The organism is Pseudomonas rossensis, from assembly GCF_039888995.1.
GTDB classification, from domain to species: domain Bacteria; phylum Pseudomonadota; class Gammaproteobacteria; order Pseudomonadales; family Pseudomonadaceae; genus Aquipseudomonas; species Aquipseudomonas rossensis.
In genome coordinates this window covers 22,635-43,370 of record NZ_JBBWCB010000033.1, presented here as the reverse complement: position 1 = coordinate 43,370, position 20,736 = coordinate 22,635, and the positions used below count along the sequence as shown (strand labels likewise).

The window sequence follows — 20,736 nt, the reverse complement described above, 5'->3', positions numbered from 1 at the left end:
GCCATGGCATCGCATTCAACCACCCCAGGCGAGTCCAGTTCATCCAATCCACCCAGCTCGCTGCCTGCACCGGGATGGCAGGGCATCGCCAGCGACTGGTCCTCGGATAGAGAGGCTTTCAAGCAGGTCTCCTGGGGCAAGGCGATGATGTGGATATTCCTGCTCAGCGATACTTTTATATTCACCTGTTTTTTAACCGGCTACATGTCGGTCCGCATGACCATCACCACCGCCTGGCCGAACCCCAGTGAAGTGTTCGCATTGACGATCGGCGGTCAGGCGATCCCACTTATTCTGATCGCTATCATGACCTTTGTGCTGATCAGTAGCAGCGGCACCATGGCCATGGCAGTCAATTTCGCCTATCGCCGTGATCGTGCGAAAACCGCTGCCCTGATGCTGGCGACCGCTGCCTTGGGTGTGACCTTCGTCGGCATGCAGGCATTCGAATGGAGCAAGCTCATCGCAGAAGGGGTGCGTCCCTGGGGGAACCCTATGGGGGCGGCGCAGTTTGGAGCCAGTTTTTTCATGATTACCGGTTTCCACGGACTGCATGTGTCAATCGGCGCCATCTACCTCAGCATTGTGGCGCTGAAAGTATGGCGGGGAGATTATGAGCGCTCCGGAAACTATCAGAACGTCGAGATAGCCGGGCTTTACTGGCACTTCGTGGATTTGGTGTGGGTGTTTATTTTTGCTTTCTTCTATTTATGGTAGAGGAGCACGCGTGATGGCACATGCTCAGGGTCAGCAACATCCAATCAGCTTGTACCTTAAAATCTGGGGGCTGTTATTCGTCCTCAGCACGCTGTCGTACCTTGTCGACTATTTCCACTTCCAGGGTTACCTTCGATGGTCCCTGATTATCACTTTCATGTTGTTGAAGGCAGGTTTAATTGTCTCCATCTTCATGCATATGGCCTGGGAACGGTTGGCCCTGGTCTACGCCATACTGTTGCCACCTTTGTGTTTGCTGGTACTCGTCGGACTGATGGCCACCGAGGCGGACTATGTTTTCCTCAGTCGGGTCATTTCCTTCGGCCAATAAGCAGCTTCCGGATGGCCTTCAGTCTCCAGGGTCTAACCCGAGATCACTCGCTTGAACTGATGCCATTTGTGCTGCCAGGCTACTGTCCAGTGGGGGGCGGCAGTTCCCGTGCCGGCAATCTCCAGCGTTGGGTGATGTCCGATAACCCCGTCCAATAACGACTCCTGATCCGGCTCGACATCTACGAAGAAAATATGTTTTCCCTCTGATACCACCTGTTTAAAACTGCTGAAGTGAGTGTTTGGCACCTGGATACCAAAAAAACCGCCTTCCCAGATGCAGAAGCCAAATACAACAATGGCAAGAAAGATAAAAGGCATCCAGCCTGCGGCGGATTCGGTCCAGCCCAGCCAATAGGCGCCGCCAAGAACCAGCGCCGCGAGTGGCACACCGATCACTGCACCAATTTCGCCAGAGTGGACAACATCCTGTTCCATTAACGAGTTAATTTCGTGAAGGTGATGTTGTTCAACTTCGGCAACGTGTTCACTGAGCACATGAATTTGTTCGGAATTGATGCCGCTCGCTTCCAGTTCATTTTCAACGGCTTCAAGATCGTCGAGATTGTTGCTGATGTAATAGTGTCGATTCATGCCACACCTCCCATCTCGTGCTTGCCGTAGACCTTTTTTGTCTTGCAGCTGCCAGTCGAGACTTGCAGTCGGTATCAGTACCCGTGGGGAACGCTGTACGCTTCATTCAAACCATAAAAAAGTATAGCACTGCATATCATTCAGGCATGGGGACGGGAAGCATGCGGTCTGATGCTCCTGGCAGGTTCCCCGGCACCCCAAATTCTGGGCACAAAAAAACCGGTCACAACGGACCGGTTTTTGTGTTCCTGCGTCTCCCGTCAAAACCTCCTGACGTGAGACCAAATTCGATTGGAGCGGGTGAAGGGAATCGAACCCTCGTTATCAGCTTGGGAAGCTGGAGTAATGCCATTATACGACACCCGCTCAGAGCGGCTGACTTTGTACCAGATGTGCGCGTGGAAATGAAGTTTTTCTTTGCGTGGGACGACTTTAGCGCAGGTGAAACAAAACACAGCCAGGTGGCGGTCTATCGCGGGCAAGCCTTGCTCCTACAGGAAATGCATTCAACACTGTAGGGCGAAGCTTGCTCGCGATGACGCTGTTTCAGATGGCCAATGCATGTTGGTCCTGGACGTAGTGATAACGCGGTCGACTTTCGTGTTGCGAAGGTTTCAGAAAGCCCAGCAATGCGTTGCGGCTATCTCGGCAAGCAGCTTTGTGTTCCATGTCGAGAAAATGGCCGGTGGCCTGCAGGGTGGTGAAAGTAGCGTGTTGCACATGGTTGGCGAACAGTTGAGCGCCGTCGGCAGCGGTGTACTCGTCCCATTCGCCGTTCATGAACAGCACCGGCACGTTGATTTTCTCCGCGGCTTTGAAGAAGCACTGGCGATCACTGTGCAACAGATCGCTGATGTGGAAGTGCATCTGCCCGTATTCATGCTCAGCCAGGGAACTGACGTGCCGATAATTGAAGCGCTTGAACAGTGTCGGAAGGTGTTTGCCGATGGTGCTGTTCACCAGGTTGCCGACCCGGTCACCGTCCCGGCTGCCGAGGTAATCGATGCCGCGCTCGAGGTAGTCGAGCATGTGCGCGTTGATCTCCGGGGAGAACGAGCTGATCACGGCTTTCTCGATGCGTCGTGGCTGGTGGGCCAGGGCGACCAGGGTCGCGGCGCCACCCCAGGAAAACGACAGCACGTGTTCGGCGGCGAAGTGGTCGATCAGCTCCAGGAGGATCTGCCCTTCGATTTCCTTGGTCAGCAATTTCTCATGCAGGTTGTGGGCTTTCGACTTGCCCGCGTAGGGCTGGTCGTAGCAAACCACATTGAACTGCGGGTGAAGGTTTTTCACGGTTTGTGCAAACGACGCAGTCGTGGCCATCGAGCCGTTGACCAGAATAATGGTCTTCTCTGCGGCGTCTGCGCGATAGAACTCCGTGTAAACCCGATACTGACCCTGTATATCCAGCACAGCGATTTCTGGCCTCATGTCATAAGACTCCTGGCAAGCGGGTATGCGTGCAAATCAGATTGCACGAGCTTTGTGACAGGTAGGCATACGCCTGGAATTTGAGAGGCCCATGTCGATCCATTGCAGTCCGGTCGACGGGTATTGTTATTGGCGGGCAGTCTGCCGGGGGAGGCGGAACCTGAGGGTTCTCTACCGGCAAAAAGTTTCTTGGAAGTATATTGTGACTCGCCGGTCACATTTCGGCCGACGTCCTGATTCAAGCAGGGGTCACGTCATCGCGCAAGTATCTTTCGTAAATTGTTCGACAACTTCTGCTGAGCGGTCGCCTGCTTAGATCAATTGAATCTCTTCGGTGCGTAATGCGCGGTACTCGCCCGGTTTCAGGGCGCTGTCGAGCACCAGCGGGCCCATGCTTTCGCGGTGCAGGCGCAGCACCTTGTTGTCGAAATGGCCGAACATCCGCTTCACCTGGTGATACCGACCTTCGACAATGCTCAGCCGCGCCGACTTTGCCCCGAGTAGCTCCAACTCGGCGGGTTGGGTGGTGAGATCCTCAAAGGCGAAGTACAGCCCCTCGATGAATGCGATTGCATACTCCGGGCCGATGTCCCGTTCGGTCTCGACGTAATAAACTTTGGGCAGTTTGGTTTGCGGCTGGGTCAAGCGTCGCGACCAGCTGCCGTCGTTGGTGATTAGCATCAGACCGGTGGTATTGAAATCCAGCCGGCCGGCGATGTGCAGCTCATCCTTGTCCGGCTCATGGATCAGGTCGAGCACGGTCGGGTGTTGCGGATCGCGGGTGGCACTGACGCAGCCAGACGGTTTGTGCAGCATGAAGTAGCGTGCAGGCTTGCCGACTTGCAGCAGCTCATCGTCGACTTCCACGCGGCTGAATTCCAGGACTTCGGCGTGAGGGTCGCTGACGACTTTTCCGTCGATCCTGACGCGCTTTTCCACCAGCAACAGACGCACCTGCTTACGGTTGAAGCGCGGCAGGTTGCTGAGGAAACGGTCAATGCGCATGGCTAGAGGTCGGTGGGAAACGGGCCGCGCATCTTACGTGATCGGCAGGGCGGATGCTTGCAACTGCGCCTCGACCTGAGCGCAGCCGGGGCACAAACAGGATATGTCGCGCAGTCCGGCCGGCAGCGCTTCGAGCACGGCCGGGTCGATGCTGACGCCGTAGCACCAGCAGGCCCGATCGGCGGTTCGCGGGTCGGCCAGGCTACAGTCATTGGCGGCGCCGCACGCCGGGCAGAGGTAAGGCTTGATCATGTCGGGTTATTCATAACTGGAGTGAAGCATTTCCACGCAGGTGCGGTTACGGCCGGCTTGCTTGGCCCGGTACATCGCATGATCAGCCCTCGAGAGCAGCGTGTGCAAGGTGTCATCGGTCTGCAGGGTGGTCAGGCCGATGCTGACGGTCAGCTGCAAGGCCTTATCGTCGTAGGCATAACGCTGTTGCTCGACATGCTGACGAATTTTCTCGGCGATCATCAGACCGGTCTCACCGTCAGTGTCCTTGAGTAGCACGATGAATTCTTCACCGCCCCAGCGGCAGACAATGTCGGAGTGCCGCAGGCAACTCTGCAGACCCCGTGCAAAGCCGATCAGCACCTGATCGCCGGCAAGGTGACCGTAGGTGTCGTTCAAGACCTTGAAATGGTCCAGATCCAGCAGCAACGCGGTCAGCGGTTTGGGCTCGCGCTGGGCTTCGTGCATGGCTTGCGCCGCCAACAGGTCGAAACCGCGGCGGTTCGGCAACTGGGTCAGGCTGGCGAGGATCGCCTGGGCCTGGATCTTGCCCTGGTAGCGCTTGATCACCCGGTTGAGCAGGATCAGCACGATCAGCATGACGATCAGGCAGATCAAGAGGTTGAGGTACAGCGATTGGCGGATTTCACTGAGGGCGCCGTCTTCGCGTTTGTCGACGAACAAGTACCAGTTCAGCTCCGGAATGAAACGCACATTGAGGAAATGTCCCTGGCCCCGGACGGAATATTCGTAGCTACCGCTGTGAGGTTTGGGCAGTTGGCTGACCAGGTCCTTCATGCTGTCGAGCTCGCCGAGGGTCCGCCCGATCCGCGCGCCTTCTGGGCCACCCTCGGCGCCCGTCAGTACCAGGCGCCCGAAGTTGTCGACAAAAAACACGCTGCGTTGATAGCGCTGCTGATACTTGTCGATCAGCTTGATCACCGCATCCACCGTCAGACCGACGCCGGCCGCGCCGATGAAACGGTTGTTGTAGTCGTAGACCTTGTAGTTGATGAAGAAGGTCAGGTTGTCCTTGTTGGCAAGGTCCGGGTCGACATTGATCTCGTAGGGATCGGCCATGTCTCGTACGCGGAAATACCACGCATCGCGGGGTTCAGTGACTTTGACCTGTTTGAGTACGCCCTTGGCGTGGTAGTAGGTGAGGCTGGTGTTGGAGACGAAAAATGCGGTGTAGGCGCCGTAGTGGGTCATGACCTCGTTGAGGTAGCGGGTCATTTTTTCGGGATCTTGCTCGCCGTTTACCACCCAGTCACGCAGGCGGCTATCGTTACTACTGTTGGAGCGGACATTCGCCACGTTATTACGGAGGTGGATATCGTGGTGGTCACCACTAATCAGCGGGTGAATGGATGAAAAACCTTTCATCGGTGACTTGTTTCAATCTGTTTCGGGAACGCACCAGATTTGGAAAACGATGTCTGATCTTTCGACAGTCACCGAATAATTGACTGTCGCCTACCAGCGTCGCTGGTGTGGCTCACTCGCGGTCCAGGAGGCCGCCATGTATCTGCGAATTCTTCTGATTGCTGTATTGGGATTGTCACTTGGTGCATGCGTGCCTTATTCCGATGGAGGAGCCAGCTACTACAGTTCCGAGGTCTATACCTCGCCAGCCTATTATTCCGGTGGCGGGCCTTACTACTCAGGTGGCGGCGGTTATTACACGCAACCACGCCGGTACTACGCCCCGCCAGCGCGGTATTACCAGCCAACGCCGCGGTATTACCATCAGCCGCGGGTTTATCAACCGGCACCACGCTATTACCAGTCGTCGCCACGAGCCGATTACCGGGCTCATCAGAATCGCGGCTGGGATGGCCATAACCGTGGCAGTTGGGACGGCCGTAACCGCGGTAGAAACAACGACTATCGCGGCGGCCATGGTGGACGCGACAACCGTGGCGGAAGGGGCGACCACAACGGTCGCGGCGATCACGATGGCCGAGGCGGCCACCGTTAAACACTCATGAAAAAGCGGCGCATGAAGCGCCGCTTTTTTTATGCCCGGATTTCAGTATTCCTACAGATCGGCCAGAGGATGCCGGCCTTCCCAGGCCTTGTGGAAATGCGCGTCTACCACTGCATCCGGCAGATTATTGATGTCTGGCCAGTGCCAATGCGGTTTTTGATCCTTGTCGATCAACCGTGCACGCACGCCTTCGCTGAACTCAGGATGACGGCAGCAGTTGAGGCTCATGGTGTATTCCATCTGAAAGACTTGCGCCAGCGACATGTGCCGGGCGCGGGCAATCTGTTCCCACACCAGATGAGCGGTCAGGGGCGAGCCTTCGCTCATGGTTTTCGCGGCACGGCTGAGCAGCAGATCCGTGTTGTCGCGCAACTGGCTGATGGCCTTCCAGGCGCAGCGCACGTCACTGACATCCAGCAGCTCATCGATCTGCTGCCGTCTCGGTAGCCACTGGGCTTCAGGCATTTGCGCGATCGCTTCCTGCTGCAACGCCTTGAGCAGGCTGTTGAGCTGCATCGGCGTCTGTTCCTGCCAGTTCAACTGCAGCAGGCCTTCCATCAGCTCTTCCTGCTGTTCATCGAGCAGGAAACGGTCGGCCAGGTCCAGATCGATCGCATCGCGACCGTTCATATGGGCGCCGGTCAGGCCGAGAAACAATCCGAGCTTGCCGGGCAGGCGGGACAGAAACCAACTGGCCCCGACATCCGGGTACAAACCGATACTGATCTCCGGCATCGCCAGGCGGCTGCTCGGCGTGACAATCCGGATGCTCGCCCCTTGCAGCAGTCCCATGCCGCCGCCGAGCACATAGCCATGCCCCCAGCAGATCAGCGGTTTGGGGTAAGTATGCAGATTGAAGTCCAGGCGATATTCCGCCGCAAAGAAATGCGCGGCCAGCGGCGGCACTTCGCCGGGATGGGCGCGACAGGCTTCCACCAAGCTGCGTACTTCGCCACCGGCGCAAAAGGCTTTGGCACCGTTGCCGCGCAACACGACGCAGACGATTTGCGGTTCTTTGGCCCAGACGTCCAGTTGATCGCGCAAGGCGTTGATCATCGGCAAGGACAGGGCATTGAGGGACTTTTCGGCATCCAGGCTGGCGACTCCGATGCGTGCGCCGTCGGTGCCAGTGAGTTCTTCGAAGTGCAGATTCATCGTGACCTCGATCGGGAATTTGAGCGTTCAGTATGATCGCTGTACAGGAAAGTGCCGGATCTGCGTCAGAGCAATTGACAAGCGTGATGGGCTTTCCTAGGGTTCGCCCCATTGTTTTTGCCGGATGTAACCATGACTGCTGACGACCGTATCAAACTCGAACCGAGCTGGAAGGAGGCACTGCGTGCCGAATTCGACCAGCCCTACATGGCAGAGTTGCGTAACTTCCTGCAAGAGGAGCGCGCGGCCGGCAAGGAAATTTACCCTCCAGGACCGATGATTTTCAACGCGCTCAATTCGACGCCGCTGGATAAAGTCAAAGTCGTCATCCTCGGCCAGGACCCGTACCACGGTCCGGGACAGGCCCACGGCTTGTGCTTTTCGGTGCAACCGGGCGTACCGGCGCCGCCGTCGCTGGTGAACATCTATAAAGAGTTGAAACGCGATCTGAACATCGACATCCCGACCCACGGCTGCCTGCAAAGCTGGGCTGACCAGGGCGTGCTGATGATCAACACCACCATGACCGTGGAACGCGCCACCGCCACCGCCCATGCGGGCAAAGGCTGGCAACACTTTACCGATCGGATTATCGAAGTGGTCAGCGAACACCAGTCACATCTGGTGTTCCTGCTTTGGGGCGCGCATGCCCAGAGCAAGCAGAAACTGATCGATGCCACCAAGCATCTGGTGCTGACCTCGGTGCATCCGTCGCCGCTGTCCGCTTATCGTGGCTTTCTCGGGTGCGGGCACTTCAGTCGAACCAATAAGTTTCTTGAGCAGAATGGCGAGACGCCGATTGAGTGGCGGTTGCCGCCAGTTTGATGCGTTGACCGAGTTGGCCCCTTCGCGAGCAGGCTCGCTCCCACAAGGATCACGCGAACCCTGTGGGAGCGAGCCTGCTCGCGAAGGGGGCGACTCAGTCTTTCAGACAGAATCCGGCTGCCGATTCCAATACTTGAACAACGGCTCCGCCAGAAACAACACAAACAACAGCCGCATCACCTGCATTGCCGTCACCAGCGGTACGGACAATTGCAATGTCTCCGCCGTCAGGCTCATCTCCGCAATCCCGCCGGGCATCATGCCTAACGTCAGCGAACGCAAATCCAAATGCGTCAGCGCACTCAACCCCAATGCCGCCAACGTGGCGATCAACATGGTCAGCACCGTGCCGATCAAGGTCCGTCCCATAAAAGAAGGCGCACGCCGGAAAAACTGCCGATTGAAGTGACACCCCAACCCGCTGCCAATCATCCATTGGCCGATCTGGCTGCCGCCGTTGGGCAAACTGATGTGCAGATCCCAGCCAATGCTCACCGCCGCACTCACCAGCAACGGCCCGAACAGCCACGGATTGGGTTGACGCAACCGCTGCCAACCCCAAGCAAGCAGGGCGCCCGCCGGGAACAGAATCGCCAGCCAGCGCCAGTCAACGGAAGTGGCATGGGACAACGGCGCGCCGTCACCCAACAAATACTTGAACGCCGCCGGCACACACAGCACCACCACCAACACCCGCAGACTTTGCCCCGCCGCAACACGACTGAGCACAGCGCCGTTACGCGCGCCGAGGTTGACCATCTCCCCGGAGCCGCCGGGCATGCTGGAAAAGAACGCGGTGGCGCGATCTTCACCGGTGCGCCGCATCAACCAGACCCCGACCACGGCCGACAGGCTGGTGACCAACGCACCGAAGAAGATCAAACCGAAGTGGCTCAGGACCTGCTCCATCACCACCGGGGTGAAGTGCAGGCCGATCCCGATACCGACAATCCACTGGCCGCACTTGCGGCCGCCAGGGATTTCCGCCAATTGCCAGGGGGTCAGGCAACGCACCAGGATGATCGCCAGCAACGAGCCGACCATCCACGGCAGTGGCCAGCCGATCTGGCTGGCCAGGTAACCGCCCAGCAGACCGACCAGCGGAGTTCCCCACCAGGCTTTGAAGGGTGTTCGATCAGACATCGGCGATAACGCGCCGGGCGACCGAACGTTTGCGCCAGATCCGCAGGATCGGCACCAGCAGCATCACGACGATCAACGCCCAGACACCCATGGTGATCCCGCTCGACCAGAGAATCTCCAGTGAGCCGTTGGAGATCGACAAGGCTCGGCGCAGGTTCTGTTCCATCAAGCCTCCGAGGATGAAGCCCAGTAACACTGGCGACAACGGAAAATCCAGCTTACGCAAAATGTAGCCGAAGATGCCGATGCCGATCATCAGGAACAGGTCGAAGGTGGTGGCATGCACCGCGAAAACGCCGATGGCGGTAATGATCGCGATCATCGGCACCAGCGCCCAGTTCGGCACGGCGAGGATGCGGGTGAAGATGCGGATCATTGGAATGTTGAGGATCACCAGCATGATGTTGGCGACAAACAACGAAGCGATCAGGCCCCAGACGATGTCCGGTTGCTGTTGAAAAAGCAGTGGACCGGGGGTGATGTTGTACAGCGACAGTGCGCCGATCATCACCGCCGTCGTGCCCGAACCCGGAACACCCAGCGTCAGCATTGGCACCAGAGCGCCGCAGGCTTCAGCGCCGATGGCGGTTTCCGGAGCGGCCAGACCACGCTTATCGCCTTGTCCGAATTTTCCGCTTGGACCCGCGATACGTTTCTCGGTCATGTAAGCCACGGCGCTGGCCAGTGTCGCGCCGGCACCGGGCAATACGCCCATGATGAACCCGAGCACCCCGCAACGCATGTTCACCCAGAACACCGACGCGGCCTCCTTGAAGTTGAACATCATGCGACCGGTGGCCTGGAACGCTTCCTGGCCACGGTGGGTTTTTTCCAGCAGCAAGAGGATTTCACTGATCGAGAACAGACCCAGCACCAGCACCACGAACTGAATGCCATCGGTGAGGTGGATGTTGTCACCGGTGAAGCGGTAGACACCACTGTTGGCATCAATGCCGACCGTCGACAGGAACAGACCGATCAGCGCCGCAATAAACGTCTTGAGCGGTCGATCACCCGCCATGCCGCCGAGGCAGACAATCGCGAACACCATCAGTACGAAATATTCCGCCGGACCGAAGGCAATCGCCCATTTCGCCAGAATCGGCGCGAACACCACCATCCCGCAAGTCGCAATGAAAGCGCCGATGAACGAACTCCACGCCGATAGCGATAACGCAACCCCAGCCATCCCTTGACGGGCCATCGGGTAGCCGTCGAGGGTGGTCATCACGGTGGAGGCTTCGCCCGGAATGTTCAGCAGAATCGAACTGATCCGGCCGCCGTACTCGCAACCCAGATAAACCGCGGCCAGCAGGATCAACGCCGACTCCGGTGGCAGGCCGAGGGCGAAGGCGATCGGGATCAGCAACGCCACGCCGTTGATCGGACCCAGGCCGGGGAGCAGGCCGACGACGGTGCCGATCAGCGTGCCGCTGAGTGCGGTCACCAGGTTGTAAGGGGTCAATGCGACGCCGAAGCCGTGACTCAAATAACCAAGCGTATCCATATCAGTTCTCCAGAACGTCGAGCAGGCCCAGAGGCAGTGGCACGTCCATGACTTTGTCGAACAGCAGGTACAGACCGATACTCATCAGGCTGATGATCACCGCGCTCGGCAACCAGCGTCCGCCGTACAGGCGCGCCATCGGAATGCCAATCAGCATGCTGCTGAGGATGAAACCCAGTGGTTCGAACAGCCCGGCAAAGATCAGCAACAACAACACGCAAAGGCCGATTTTGTTCAGGGTTTCGCGATCCATCGGCGGATCATCATCGGTGTGTTTGATCGGCGAGGGGCGATACACCATGTAAACCAACCCCAAACCCATCAGCCCCAGCATCAACAGGGGGAAGGCCCGTGGTCCGATCGGTTCGTAGGAAAAAGGTGCCTGGTAGGGCCAGGCCATCAGCACCAGGCTGAGACAGGCCACCAACAGCATCGAAGCAAAAATGCGTTGTAAGAGCATGGGAAACTCCTGTGCCGCGGCCCCGCAGAACGGGGGCCGCAGCCGCTAGACAGAGGCGATCACTGAATCAGGCCGAACTCTTTGGCCAGCACTTTGTAGTCCGCCACCTGCTTCTTCACGTAGGTGTCCAGCTCCGGGCCGGTCATGGCGAACGGGAAGAGCTCACGTTGATCGCGCAGCTTGGCGAACTCCTCGGACGCCAGCAGCTTGTCGAAGGCGTCTTTCCACCAGGCGTAGTCTTCGTCGCTAACCTTTGGCCCGAGGTAGAAGCCGCGAACCACCGGCCAGACGATGTCGTAGCCTTGCTCTTTGGCGGTCGGAATGTCTTTCATTTCCGGCTCGTCCAGTCGCTTCTCGGAGAACACGGCCAGCAGGCGCATGTCGCCGCTCTGGATGTGCGGCATGGAGTCGGAGATGTCGGTGCTGCCGACCTGGATGTGGCCGCCGAGCAGGGCGGTGGCGATTTCACCGCCGCCTTCGAGGGCGACGTAACGCAGGTCGCGCGGGTTGATCCCGGCAGCCTTGGCGATCAGCGCGGTTTGCATCCAGTCCTGGCTGCCGACGGTGCCGCCGGAGCCGATTACCACTTTGCTCGGATCTTTCTTCAACGCCTGAACCAGATCGTCCAGGGTCTTGTAAGGCGAATCGCTTTTCACCGCGATGGCGCCATAGCTTGTTCCAACCGCCGCCAGCCAGCGCACGGCGTTTTCATCAAAACGGCCGAACTTGCCTTGGGCCAGGTTCAACAGCGAACCGCTGGACCACGCTACCAACGTGCCAGCGTCGGCTGGACGCTGAGCGACCACCGCGTTGTACGCCACCGCGCCGACACCGCCGGGCATGTAGGTCACGCGCATCGGTTTGGTCAGCAGTTTCTGGTTCACCAGCGCGCTTTGCGCCAGTTTGCAGGTCAGGTCGAAACCGCCGCCGGGCGAGGCCGGGGCGATGCATTCCGGGCGTTTGGGTTCGGCGAGCAATTGGCCGGCGAACAGCAGGGCGCTAGCGGTGAGAGCAAACTTACGCAGTGACAAATTCATTGGGTTCTCCACAGATTTTTTTGTTGTATGGATATGTAGGAGCTGCCGAAGGCTGCGATCTTTTTGGCTTCGGCGGTTCAATCAATTACCAAAGGGCAACGCTATAGCTCACCAGCAGACGCACTTCATCGGCATCGCGAGCGGAGTAGTTGGAACGGTAAGTGGCATTACGCAGGCGCACGGCTACATCCTTGAGCGCGCCACTTTGTACGACGTATTTGATTTCGGTGTTGCGTTCCCACTCTTTGCCTTCGTCACCGTTCTTGAGCTTGATGTTGTCACCGCTCAGGTAACGGCTCATGAAACTCAGGCCGGGAACCCCAAGCCTGGCGAAGTCAAAGTCGTAACGTGCCTGCCAGGAACGTTCTTCGGCACCGGCAAAGTCGTTGATCTGAACGAAGTTGACCAGGTACGGGTCACTGCCATCGACATAAGGGAACGCGCTGTCCCCGGACATGTGCTGATAGCCGGCGCTGAATTTATGCCCGCTCAAGGCGTAGCTCACCAAGCCGTTGAGGGATTTGTTGTCGATCTTGCCGCCACGGGCCGCGCCCTGGTCATCACTGATGGCCAGGCGCAGATCGGTGCCGAAAGTGCCGGGGCCGAACGGTTGCGAAGCGACAACACCGAGGAAGTGCTGGTTGTAGACTTCATCAAGTTGCGCGAAGTGGTAGCTGCCGGTGATTTTGTCGGTGAACTTGTAGTCCACGCCGCCAAAGTCGAAATGCTTGCCGGTTGCGGTGCCAGCGAAGCGGCTGTTCTTGTTGTTGAGGGCGATGTCCTCGAAGTCGGTGCTGTCGCGGTCCTTGGCTTTCTCCAGACGCCCGCCGGTGAAGGTCAGGTTCTTGATCTCTTTGGAGGTCAGCAGGCCGCCTTCGAAGGTCTGCGGCAGGATGCGCCCGTCGTTGGGCTTGAGGATCGGCAGTTCCGGAATCAGGCTGCCGATTTTAAGTTCCGTGGCGGAGATTTTCACTTTGCCGGTCAGGCCAAGCTTGGAGTACTCATCGGCCGCGCGGCCGTCGTCATGGGTTGGCAGCAGGCCGGTGCCGGTGCGGTCGGGACTCGAATCGAGTTTGACCCCCAGCATGCCCAGCGCATCGACACCGAACCCCACGGCGCCGTCGGTGTAGCCCGATTGCAGATTGAGCATGAAGCCCTGGGCCCATTCGTCCCGCTTGGATTGCTGGGCGCTGGTACCGTCGCGAAAGTCGCGGTTGAAATACATGTTGCGGGTTTCGAGGGTTGCCGTACTGTCTTCGAAGAAGGCAGCCTGGCTCAACGGCGAAAAGCCGGCGAGGGCGGCGGCACTGGCAAGGGCGGTGTGGCTGAGGCGGGAAAAGCGAGCAGGCGGGCAAGCCTGTAGCTGCATGGACAGCATCTTGAAGTACTCCGTTTATTGTTCTTATTGGCGAAAACGCTTCGAGGCGTTTTTCGTACGCTATGTGCGGTAGCGACGGGCAGTCGAAACTGTCCGTGGCTGGACTCTAACGGGCCAACCTTTCGCTAACCTTTCAGAAGACTTTCACGGTTCTCGGGCTTCACAGCGGCGGTTGCGGCTGTAAACTCCGCGCCAAAGAATGGCGTCGACCATCCCTGAATGAGGTAAAGATCCATGCGTGTTCTGCTCGTCGAAGACCATCTGCAGCTCGCCGAAAGTGTCGCCCAGGCGCTCAAGAGCACCGGGTTGACCGTGGATGTGCTGCACGACGGCGTAGCGGCGGACCTGGCGTTGAGCAGCGAGGAATACGCCATGGCGATTCTCGACGTCGGCCTGCCGCGCATGGATGGCTTCGAAGTGCTGGCGCGCCTGCGGGCGCGGGGCAAGAACCTGCCGGTGTTGATGTTGACCGCCCGCAGCGACGTCAAGGATCGGGTCCACGGCCTGAACCTCGGCGCTGACGATTACCTGGCCAAACCTTTCGAACTGACCGAACTCGAAGCCCGGGTCAAAGCCTTGCTGCGCCGCAGTGTGCTCGGTGGTGAACGCCTGCAGCGCTGCGGTGTGCTGGCCTATGACCTGGACACTCGACGCTTCACCCTCGGCGAAGAGTTGCTGACCCTGACCTCCCGCGAACAGGCTGTTCTTGAAGCGCTGATCGCCCGTCCTGGCCGGGTGATGAGCAAGGAGCAACTGGCCTCGCAAGTATTCGGACTGGACGAAGAGGCGAGCCCCGACGCCATCGAGATCTATGTCCATCGCCTACGCAAAAAGCTAGACGGCCAACCGGTGGTCATCGTGACCTTCCGCGGTCTCGGCTACTTGCTGGAAAGCCGCGATGCATAAGCCCAGCAGCCTGCGCTGGCGGTTGCTGTGGAATCTGGCGTTGTTGCTGGTGGTGTTGATGTTGGCCAGTGGTTTGAGCGCTTACTGGAACGGTCGCGAAGCTGCCGACACCGCCTATGACCGGACCTTGCTGGCCTCTGCGAGGACCATCGCTGCGGGCGTCTCCCAGCGTGACGGCACGCTGAGCGCCGACGTACCGTACGTTGCCCTCGACACCTTCGCCTACGACAGCGCAGGTCGGATTTTTTACCTGGTCAACGACATCAATCAGAAGCTGATCTCCGGTTACGAAAACCTTCCGCCACCGCCGCCGGGAACGCCGCGCACCGATGACTATCCGGCACTGGCGCGTTTCTATAACGCCAAGTACCAGGGGCAGAACGTGCGCGTGGTGAGCCTGCTCAAACCCGTGAGCGAGCCGAACATGAACGGCATGGCGGAAATCCGCGTGGCGGAAACCGATGAGGCGCGGGTCAGCATGGCCCGCAGCCTGGCGGCGGACACCTTGTTGCGTCTGGGCATGCTGGCGGTGGGTGCGTTGTTGCTGGTGTGGTTTGCGGTCAGCGCCGCGTTGCGTCCGCTGGAGCGCTTGCGCACCGCGGTGGAAGAACGTCAGTCGGACGATCTGCGGCCATTACCGTTGGTGGAAGTGCAGCACGAATTATGGCCACTGGTGCGCGCGCTCAATCACTTTACCGAGCGCTTGCGCGGGCAGTTCGAGCGTCAGGCGCAGTTCATCGCCGATGCCGCCCATGAGCTGCGTACTCCATTGGCGGCGCTCAAGGCACGACTGGAGCTGGGCTTGCGCTCGACTGAACCCGAAACCTGGCGCAGTACGTTGGAAACCGTCGCCCAAGGCACGGATCGTTTGACCCACCTTGCCAATCAATTGCTCTCGCTGGCACGGGTCGAAAATGGTGCCCGGGCCATCGCCGAGGGCGGTGCGCAGTTGCTTGACCTCAGTCAGCTGGCTCGCGAACTCGGCATGGCCATGGCACCGCTCGCCCACGCACGCGGTGTGGCGCTGGCTCTGGAAGCGGACGAACCGGTGTGGTTGCGCGGCGAGCCAACGCTGTTGAACGAACTGTTGAGCAATCTGGTGGATAACGCGCTGGCCCATACACCGTCGGGTGGCAACGTCATTCTTCGGGTCACGGCACCGGCCGTGTTGGAGGTCGAGGACGACGGCCCCGGCATTCCTCTTGAAGAGCGCGATCGGGTGTTCGAGCGCTTTTACCGGCGCAACCAGCAGGTGGCCGGTTCGGGGTTGGGGCTGGCGATTGTCGGTGAGATCTGCCGCGCACACCTGGCTCAAATCAGCCTGCACGATGGCGAACAGGCCGGGTTGAAGGTGCGGGTGAGTTTTATTGCGGGAGAGTGATGGTGTTTGTTATGGCCTCATCGTCGGAACGCCGCCCGGAGCAAGCTCGCTCCCACACTGGATCTATGCAGCAGCGAAGATTCCCTGTGGGAGCGAGCTTGCTCGCGATGGGTGCGACACGGTCTCTCGACTAATAGAACATCGACCGCGACTCTTCCAGATCGCGGCACATCGCCTCGTTCTCCGGATCAATCCCCAGCTTTTTGAATGCCGGCACACTGAATGCGTCGATGCGCGCGAGGGGATGGTCGGTGTCCTTGTGGCAATACAGGCTGGCCACCTGCACCAGATCGACATAATCGACCCGCTCGGACTGTCGATTGAAGTCCAGATAAAGCCCCGGCACCTGTACCAGCATTTCCGGAAACTCCCAGACCCTGAGCAGTTTGTCGCCGAGCAGTGGATGAATGTGATCAATCACATGGTTGAGGCTGACCGGGTCAGACAGCAGTTCATAGTGATCTTCGGCGTAGGTCAGGATCGGCAACACACCGATCTGATGCACCAGTCCGCCAAGGGCTGCCTGATCGGGCTTGAGTTGCGTGTATCTGCGGCACAATGCATAGCTGATCCCGGCGATTTCCAGGCTTTTGCGCCAGACATCGCGCATTTTCTGTTCTACCACCTCGGAGCGGGCATGGAAAATCTGTTCCATGACCAGACCGATGGCCAGGTTGCTGCTGTAATTGATGCCCAATCGAGTGATTGCCGTGTGCAGGTCAGTGACTTCCTGGGTCGCGCGCAACAGCGGGCTATTGACCACTTTGATCAGACGCGCGGACAGCGCGGTATCGCGGCCGATCACTTTGCTCAGGGTGCTGACACTGATTTCCGGGTCTTCAGCGGCCTTGCGAATCTGCAGGGCCACTTCCGGTAACGTTGGCAGAACCAGGTCATCGTTATCGATGGCCTCAACCAAATCCTGTTGGACCTTTTCCGCCAGCTCACTCATTTCGTTTCTCTAGGTATTGCGACAAATGCTGCTGTTAACGCTGGATTTCGCGATCGCGATCCAGTTCGTAAGGCAGGTCGAGCAAGTGCAGGGCAGGCCCTTCGAGCGCGCCCAGATGGATATTACCCCCTTGCGCTGCTTCGGCTTGCAGCACGGCCAGAAGTTCAATGTTTTGCCCGGCGTTGGCGGCCAGCACCACTTCGCCGATAGAGCTGCCGTGGGTAGGGGAAAACAATTGTGTGCCAGGTTCAGGCAACTCGTTGGCATCCAGTTTCAGGCGATACATGCGGCGCTTGAGTTTGCCCAGGTACTGCATGCGCGCGACGATTTCCTGGCCGGTGTAGCAACCTTTCTTGAAGCTCACGCCACCCACGGCTTGCAGATTGAGCATCTGCGGGATGAACAATTCGCGAGTGCTCGGCATGACCTGACCGATCCCTGCGCGGATCTGGCCCAACAGCCATTGATTCAGATCGCCTTCGGCCAATACGGCGGACAGCTTGCCCTTGATGAGGTCGGCCTTGTCAGCGGCGACCCAGAGTTCGGCGCGGTCCGGCGAGACGCGAATAGCGATCAAGCCGTCATTGCCCACGACGCTGTCGGTGTCAGCTGGCAGCTCAAGACCGAGGCTGATCAGTGCCGCATCGCCATGGTCGATGCCGAAGCGGACCCAGGCAGCGCTTTCATCGGTCAGTTTGGATTTGGAAAACACTGCGTACTTTTTCAGGTCCGCCAGTTGCGGTTCCAGCAACTCGGTGGCCATGGCCATCAGAACGCCGTCACCTTCCAGCAGGATGCGGAAACTCGACTGCATCCGGCCCTTCTGCGTGCAGCGGGCGCCGAGGCTGGCCTGGGTGTCACTCAGGTAATTGAGGTTGCAGGTCAATTGGCCTTGCAGGAATTTGCCGGCATCCGCGCCGCGTACTGCGAGAACGCCTTCGTGAGACAGGGTGCAGAAAAAAGCAGAATCGGCCATGGGTCATCGCAGGGTAAAGAGTCTGGGGGACATCATAAGGGGGCGCTCTCGAAATGGGTAGTTCACAAAGGATCGTTGGCGGCCGACCAAAGCCGAGTGTTCGACTCCGCCTGGGGCTGTATACTTGCCGCCTATTTGAGGAGCGCTCCATGGTCGAAGATGTTGAACTGAATCGCCTCTACTGGCACAGCCGCCGCGGCATGCTTGAGCTTGACGTGTTGCTGGTGCCGTTCGTGAAAGAGGTCTATCCGCACCTCAATGATGTCGACCGCGATTGCTACCGCAAGCTGCTCGAATGCGAAGATCAGGACATGTTCGGCTGGTTCATGGAACGCGCCGAATCGGAAGATCCGGAGCTTCAGCGCATGGTTCGCATGATTCTGGATCGTGTCCAGCCCAAGTAATGCGTTCGAATGCCGCTGGCATGCCTCACGGCAGTTGCTGGCGGCGTATCTTCTGGCCCAGCTGTTTGCGCTGGGTTCGCTGTGCCTTCTCACTATTCCGGTCTGGGCCTGTCTGCTCGGCGCTTTTTGCTGTCTGGCTCACGGCGCTTGGGCGTTGCCGCGACAGATTCTGCTGACACACCCAGGGGCATTTCGCGGCTTGCGTCGCAATGCCGATGGCTGGCAGTTGTGGAATCAGGAGGAGGGTTGGCAATCGGTGCAGCTACGACCGGACAGCCTGGCGCTACCTTTGCTCGTGGTGCTGCGTTTTCGTCTGCGGGGCGAACGACGGGTCAGGGCGATTTGTGTGCCCCGTGACTCGCAGGCGGCGGATCTGCACCGGCGCCTGCGGGTTCGGCTCACGTTCAGTCGACGTAGGTGGGCGGCACCAGAATAGTGTCCAGGGCAACCGGCAGCATGTTCGGATAGTCGAGGGTGTAATGCAGGCCGCGACTCTCCTTGCGTTCCATGGCTGACTGGATCATCAGCTCGGCCACTTGGGCCAGGTTGCGCAGTTCGATCAAATCCCGACTGACCTTGTAGTTGCTGTAGAACTCGTCGATTTCATCCAGCAACAGACGCACGCGGTGCTGTGCCCGTTGCAAGCGCTTGTTGGTGCGCACAATGCCGACGTAGTCCCACATGAATCGCCGCAGTTCGTCCCAGTTGTGCGCAATGATCACGTCCTCATCGGAGTCGGTGACCTGGCTCGCATCCCAGACGGGCAGGGCGATCGGAATCGAAACCTGCGGCAGCTGCTCAAGAATGTCCGCCGCCGCGGAACGCGCGTAAACGAAACATTCGAGTAACGAGTTGCTGGCCATGCGGTTGGCGCCGTGCAGGCCGGTGAAGCTGGTTTCGCCAATGGCATATAGTCCCGGCACGTCGGTGCGACCCTGCTGATCGACCATCACGCCGCCGCAGGTGTAGTGCGCTGCCGGAACCACTGGAATCGGTTGCTTGGTGATGTCGATGGAGAATTCGAGGCAGCGTTCGTACACCGTCGGGAAGTGAGTCTTGATGAACGCTTCCGGCTTGTGGCTGATGTCCAGATAGACACAATCGACGCCCAGGCGCTTCATTTCATGGTCGATGGCCCGGGCGACGATGTCGCGCGGGGCTAGCTCGGCGCGAGGGTCGAAGCGTTGCATGAAGCGTTCGCCGTTGGGCAGCTTCAGGTGTGCGCCTTCGCCGCGCAGGGCTTCGGTGATCAGGAAACTCTTGGCTTGCGGGTGATACAGGCAAGTGGGGTGGAACTGGTTGAATTCCAGATTCGCCACCCGGCAGCCCGAACGCCAGGCCATGGCAATGCCATCACCGCAGGCGCCGTCGGGGTTGCTGGTATAGAGATAGACCTTTGCTGCGCCACCCGATGCGAGGATCACGAAGCGAGCGCCGTAGGTGTCGACTTCACCGGTCCCGCGATTGAGGACGTAGGCGCCGAGGCAACGATCACCTTCAAGGCCCAGGCGCTTTTCGGTGATCAGGTCGACCGCGACCCGCTGCTCCAGCAGTTCGATGTTCGGTCGTTGCCTGGCCTTGTCGAGCAAGGTTCTGAAAATCGCTGCGCCCGTGGCATCGGCGGCATGGATGATGCGCCGATGGCTGTGACCGCCTTCGCGGGTCAGGTGGAACTCGAATCCGCCATCTTCGGTGCCGGACTGTTCATCGCGGGTGAAGGGCACGCCTTGGTCGATCAGCCATTGAATCGCCTCTTTACTGTGCTCGACGGTAAAGCGCACAGCGTCTTCGTGGCACAGGCCGCCGCCAGCATTGAGGGTGTCATCGACATGTGATTCAACGGTGTCGGTGTCATCCAGGACGGCAGCGACGCCACCCTGGGCCCAGAAAGTCGAGCCATTGGCGAGGTCGCCTTTGCTCAGTACGGCGATGCGCAAATGACCGGGCAAGGTCAGCGCAAGGCTCAAGCCGGCAGCACCGCTGCCAATTACCAGAACATCGTGTTGAAACTGTTGGCTCATTTCAGGATTCCGCTCAAAGCGACCCGGGTCGGGGTTGGCGCAAGACACCTGGATCGGCGAGTCAAGACAGCCACACAGCCCACTAGTATATAGAGGGGGGGAGCGGCACAATAGCGAGCACGCATGGCATTGTGAAACTACTGTGACGGAAAATACCTGACGCTTCGTCGGATGGTTTTTCGGCCGGTTCGGCGACAAGACGACTGTATCAACGATTTAACAGTCTTTTTCTATTCACGGTTGCACAATGTCGGTCTTGCGCAGCTATAAATGTATGGAACTTTTGCCAAAGG

At 58.9% G+C, this 20,736-nt stretch carries 21 protein-coding genes, 1 tRNA gene and 1 pseudogene; 8 read left to right on the top strand and 15 right to left on the bottom strand.

Features of this window, described 5'->3' with window-relative positions:
• Positions 1-3 precede the first annotated feature (3 nt).
• Positions 4-717 (top strand): heme-copper oxidase subunit III family protein, encoded by a 714-nt coding sequence (locus WLY71_RS11680; RefSeq protein WP_347803659.1) that lies wholly within the window; start codon positions 4-6, stop codon positions 715-717.
• A 13-nt stretch (positions 718-730) separates the two neighbouring features.
• A complete protein-coding gene (locus tag WLY71_RS11675) occupies positions 731-1,048 on the top strand; it encodes a cytochrome C oxidase subunit IV family protein (RefSeq protein WP_347803658.1) in 318 nt (105 codons plus the stop codon).
• 32 nt (positions 1,049-1,080) lie between these two features.
• On the opposite strand, the gene WLY71_RS11670 is transcribed toward WLY71_RS11675, so the two are convergent.
• From WLY71_RS11670 to WLY71_RS11645, 6 genes and pseudogenes are all read right to left on the bottom strand, one after another.
• The gene (locus tag WLY71_RS11670) at positions 1,081-1,641 is read right to left on the bottom strand and encodes a magnesium transporter (protein ID WP_347803657.1); all 561 of its coding nucleotides are present in this window, start codon (positions 1,639-1,641) and stop codon (positions 1,081-1,083) included.
• 292 nt (positions 1,642-1,933) lie between these two features.
• Positions 1,934-2,007: transfer RNA gene (locus WLY71_RS11665), tRNA-Gly, on the bottom strand.
• Between the two features lie 180 nt (positions 2,008-2,187).
• Positions 2,188-3,072, bottom strand: a complete 885-nt coding sequence (locus WLY71_RS11660) for an alpha/beta fold hydrolase (protein ID WP_129441896.1) — start codon at positions 3,070-3,072, stop codon at positions 2,188-2,190.
• A 312-nt stretch (positions 3,073-3,384) separates the two neighbouring features.
• Positions 3,385-4,077 (bottom strand): pseudouridine synthase, encoded by a 693-nt coding sequence (locus WLY71_RS11655; RefSeq protein ID WP_347803656.1) that lies wholly within the window; start codon positions 4,075-4,077, stop codon positions 3,385-3,387.
• A gap of 33 nt (positions 4,078-4,110) precedes the next feature.
• Positions 4,111-4,329, bottom strand: coding sequence for a cysteine-rich CWC family protein (locus WLY71_RS11650; RefSeq protein WP_347803655.1), 219 nt, complete (start codon positions 4,327-4,329; stop codon positions 4,111-4,113).
• Between the two features lie 6 nt (positions 4,330-4,335).
• Positions 4,336-5,595 (bottom strand): annotated as a pseudogene (locus tag WLY71_RS11645) (sensor domain-containing diguanylate cyclase); the annotation flags it as partial.
• 235 nt (positions 5,596-5,830) lie between these two features.
• On the opposite strand from WLY71_RS11645, the gene WLY71_RS11640 reads away from it, so the two are divergent.
• A complete protein-coding gene (locus WLY71_RS11640) occupies positions 5,831-6,289 on the top strand; it encodes a hypothetical protein (protein WP_347803654.1) in 459 nt (152 codons plus the stop codon).
• A gap of 60 nt (positions 6,290-6,349) precedes the next feature.
• Here WLY71_RS11640 and WLY71_RS11635 read toward each other — a convergent pair whose 3' ends face one another.
• Entirely contained in the window at positions 6,350-7,453 is a 1,104-nt protein-coding gene (locus WLY71_RS11635; protein WP_347803653.1) for an enoyl-CoA hydratase/isomerase family protein, read from the bottom strand.
• Between the two features lie 132 nt (positions 7,454-7,585).
• Here WLY71_RS11635 and ung point away from each other — a divergent pair, with 132 nt between their 5' ends.
• The gene (ung, locus tag WLY71_RS11630) at positions 7,586-8,278 is read left to right on the top strand and encodes a uracil-DNA glycosylase (RefSeq protein WP_347803652.1); all 693 of its coding nucleotides are present in this window, start codon (positions 7,586-7,588) and stop codon (positions 8,276-8,278) included.
• A 102-nt stretch (positions 8,279-8,380) separates the two neighbouring features.
• On the opposite strand, the gene WLY71_RS11625 is transcribed toward ung, so the two are convergent.
• The 5 genes from WLY71_RS11625 to WLY71_RS11605 all read right to left on the bottom strand — a co-directional run bounded on the left by WLY71_RS11625 (position 8,381) and on the right by WLY71_RS11605 (position 13,803).
• Positions 8,381-9,421 carry an AbrB family transcriptional regulator gene (locus WLY71_RS11625; RefSeq protein WP_347803651.1) on the bottom strand — a complete coding sequence of 347 codons (1,041 nt, stop codon included), beginning with the start codon at positions 9,419-9,421 and terminating at the stop codon, positions 8,381-8,383.
• Entirely contained in the window at positions 9,414-10,928 is a 1,515-nt protein-coding gene (locus WLY71_RS11620) for a tripartite tricarboxylate transporter permease (protein WP_347803650.1), read from the bottom strand. Before WLY71_RS11620 ends, WLY71_RS11625 begins: the two co-directional genes overlap by 8 nt.
• Position 10,929: 1 nt before the next feature.
• Positions 10,930-11,388, bottom strand: coding sequence for a tripartite tricarboxylate transporter TctB family protein (locus tag WLY71_RS11615; protein ID WP_347803649.1), 459 nt, complete (start codon positions 11,386-11,388; stop codon positions 10,930-10,932).
• Positions 11,389-11,447: 59 nt separating this feature from the next.
• Positions 11,448-12,425 carry a Bug family tripartite tricarboxylate transporter substrate binding protein gene (locus tag WLY71_RS11610; protein WP_347803648.1) on the bottom strand — a complete coding sequence of 326 codons (978 nt, stop codon included), beginning with the start codon at positions 12,423-12,425 and terminating at the stop codon, positions 11,448-11,450.
• A gap of 85 nt (positions 12,426-12,510) precedes the next feature.
• Complete coding sequence (locus WLY71_RS11605) at positions 12,511-13,803, bottom strand: OprD family porin (RefSeq protein ID WP_347803647.1); 1,293 nt, start codon at positions 13,801-13,803, stop codon at positions 12,511-12,513.
• A 234-nt stretch (positions 13,804-14,037) separates the two neighbouring features.
• On the opposite strand from WLY71_RS11605, the gene WLY71_RS11600 reads away from it, so the two are divergent.
• A complete protein-coding gene (locus tag WLY71_RS11600) occupies positions 14,038-14,709 on the top strand; it encodes a response regulator (protein ID WP_008153060.1) in 672 nt (223 codons plus the stop codon).
• The gene (locus tag WLY71_RS11595) at positions 14,702-16,090 is read left to right on the top strand and encodes a sensor histidine kinase (protein WP_347803646.1); all 1,389 of its coding nucleotides are present in this window, start codon (positions 14,702-14,704) and stop codon (positions 16,088-16,090) included. The genes WLY71_RS11600 and WLY71_RS11595 overlap by 8 nt, the downstream gene beginning before the upstream one ends.
• Before the next feature lie 130 nt (positions 16,091-16,220).
• Here WLY71_RS11595 and WLY71_RS11590 read toward each other — a convergent pair whose 3' ends face one another.
• Entirely contained in the window at positions 16,221-17,042 is an 822-nt protein-coding gene (locus WLY71_RS11590) for an HDOD domain-containing protein (RefSeq protein ID WP_347803645.1), read from the bottom strand.
• 34 nt (positions 17,043-17,076) lie between these two features.
• Complete coding sequence (gene ygfZ, locus WLY71_RS11585) at positions 17,077-18,018, bottom strand: CAF17-like 4Fe-4S cluster assembly/insertion protein YgfZ (RefSeq protein ID WP_347803644.1); 942 nt, start codon at positions 18,016-18,018, stop codon at positions 17,077-17,079.
• Positions 18,019-18,167: 149 nt separating this feature from the next.
• Here ygfZ and WLY71_RS11580 point away from each other — a divergent pair, with 149 nt between their 5' ends.
• Positions 18,168-18,422: an FAD assembly factor SdhE gene (locus tag WLY71_RS11580; protein WP_007944081.1), complete on the top strand. Its 255-nt coding sequence runs from the start codon at positions 18,168-18,170 to the stop codon at positions 18,420-18,422.
• On the top strand, positions 18,406-18,858 hold the full coding sequence (locus WLY71_RS11575) for a protein YgfX (RefSeq protein ID WP_347803643.1): 453 nt from the start codon (positions 18,406-18,408) through the stop codon (positions 18,856-18,858). The genes WLY71_RS11580 and WLY71_RS11575 overlap by 17 nt, the downstream gene beginning before the upstream one ends.
• On the opposite strand, the gene nadB is transcribed toward WLY71_RS11575, so the two are convergent.
• Positions 18,827-20,443 (bottom strand): L-aspartate oxidase, encoded by a 1,617-nt coding sequence (gene nadB, locus WLY71_RS11570; protein ID WP_283190144.1) that lies wholly within the window; start codon positions 20,441-20,443, stop codon positions 18,827-18,829. The genes WLY71_RS11575 and nadB overlap by 32 nt on opposite strands.
• Between the last annotated feature and the right edge of the window lie 293 nt (positions 20,444-20,736).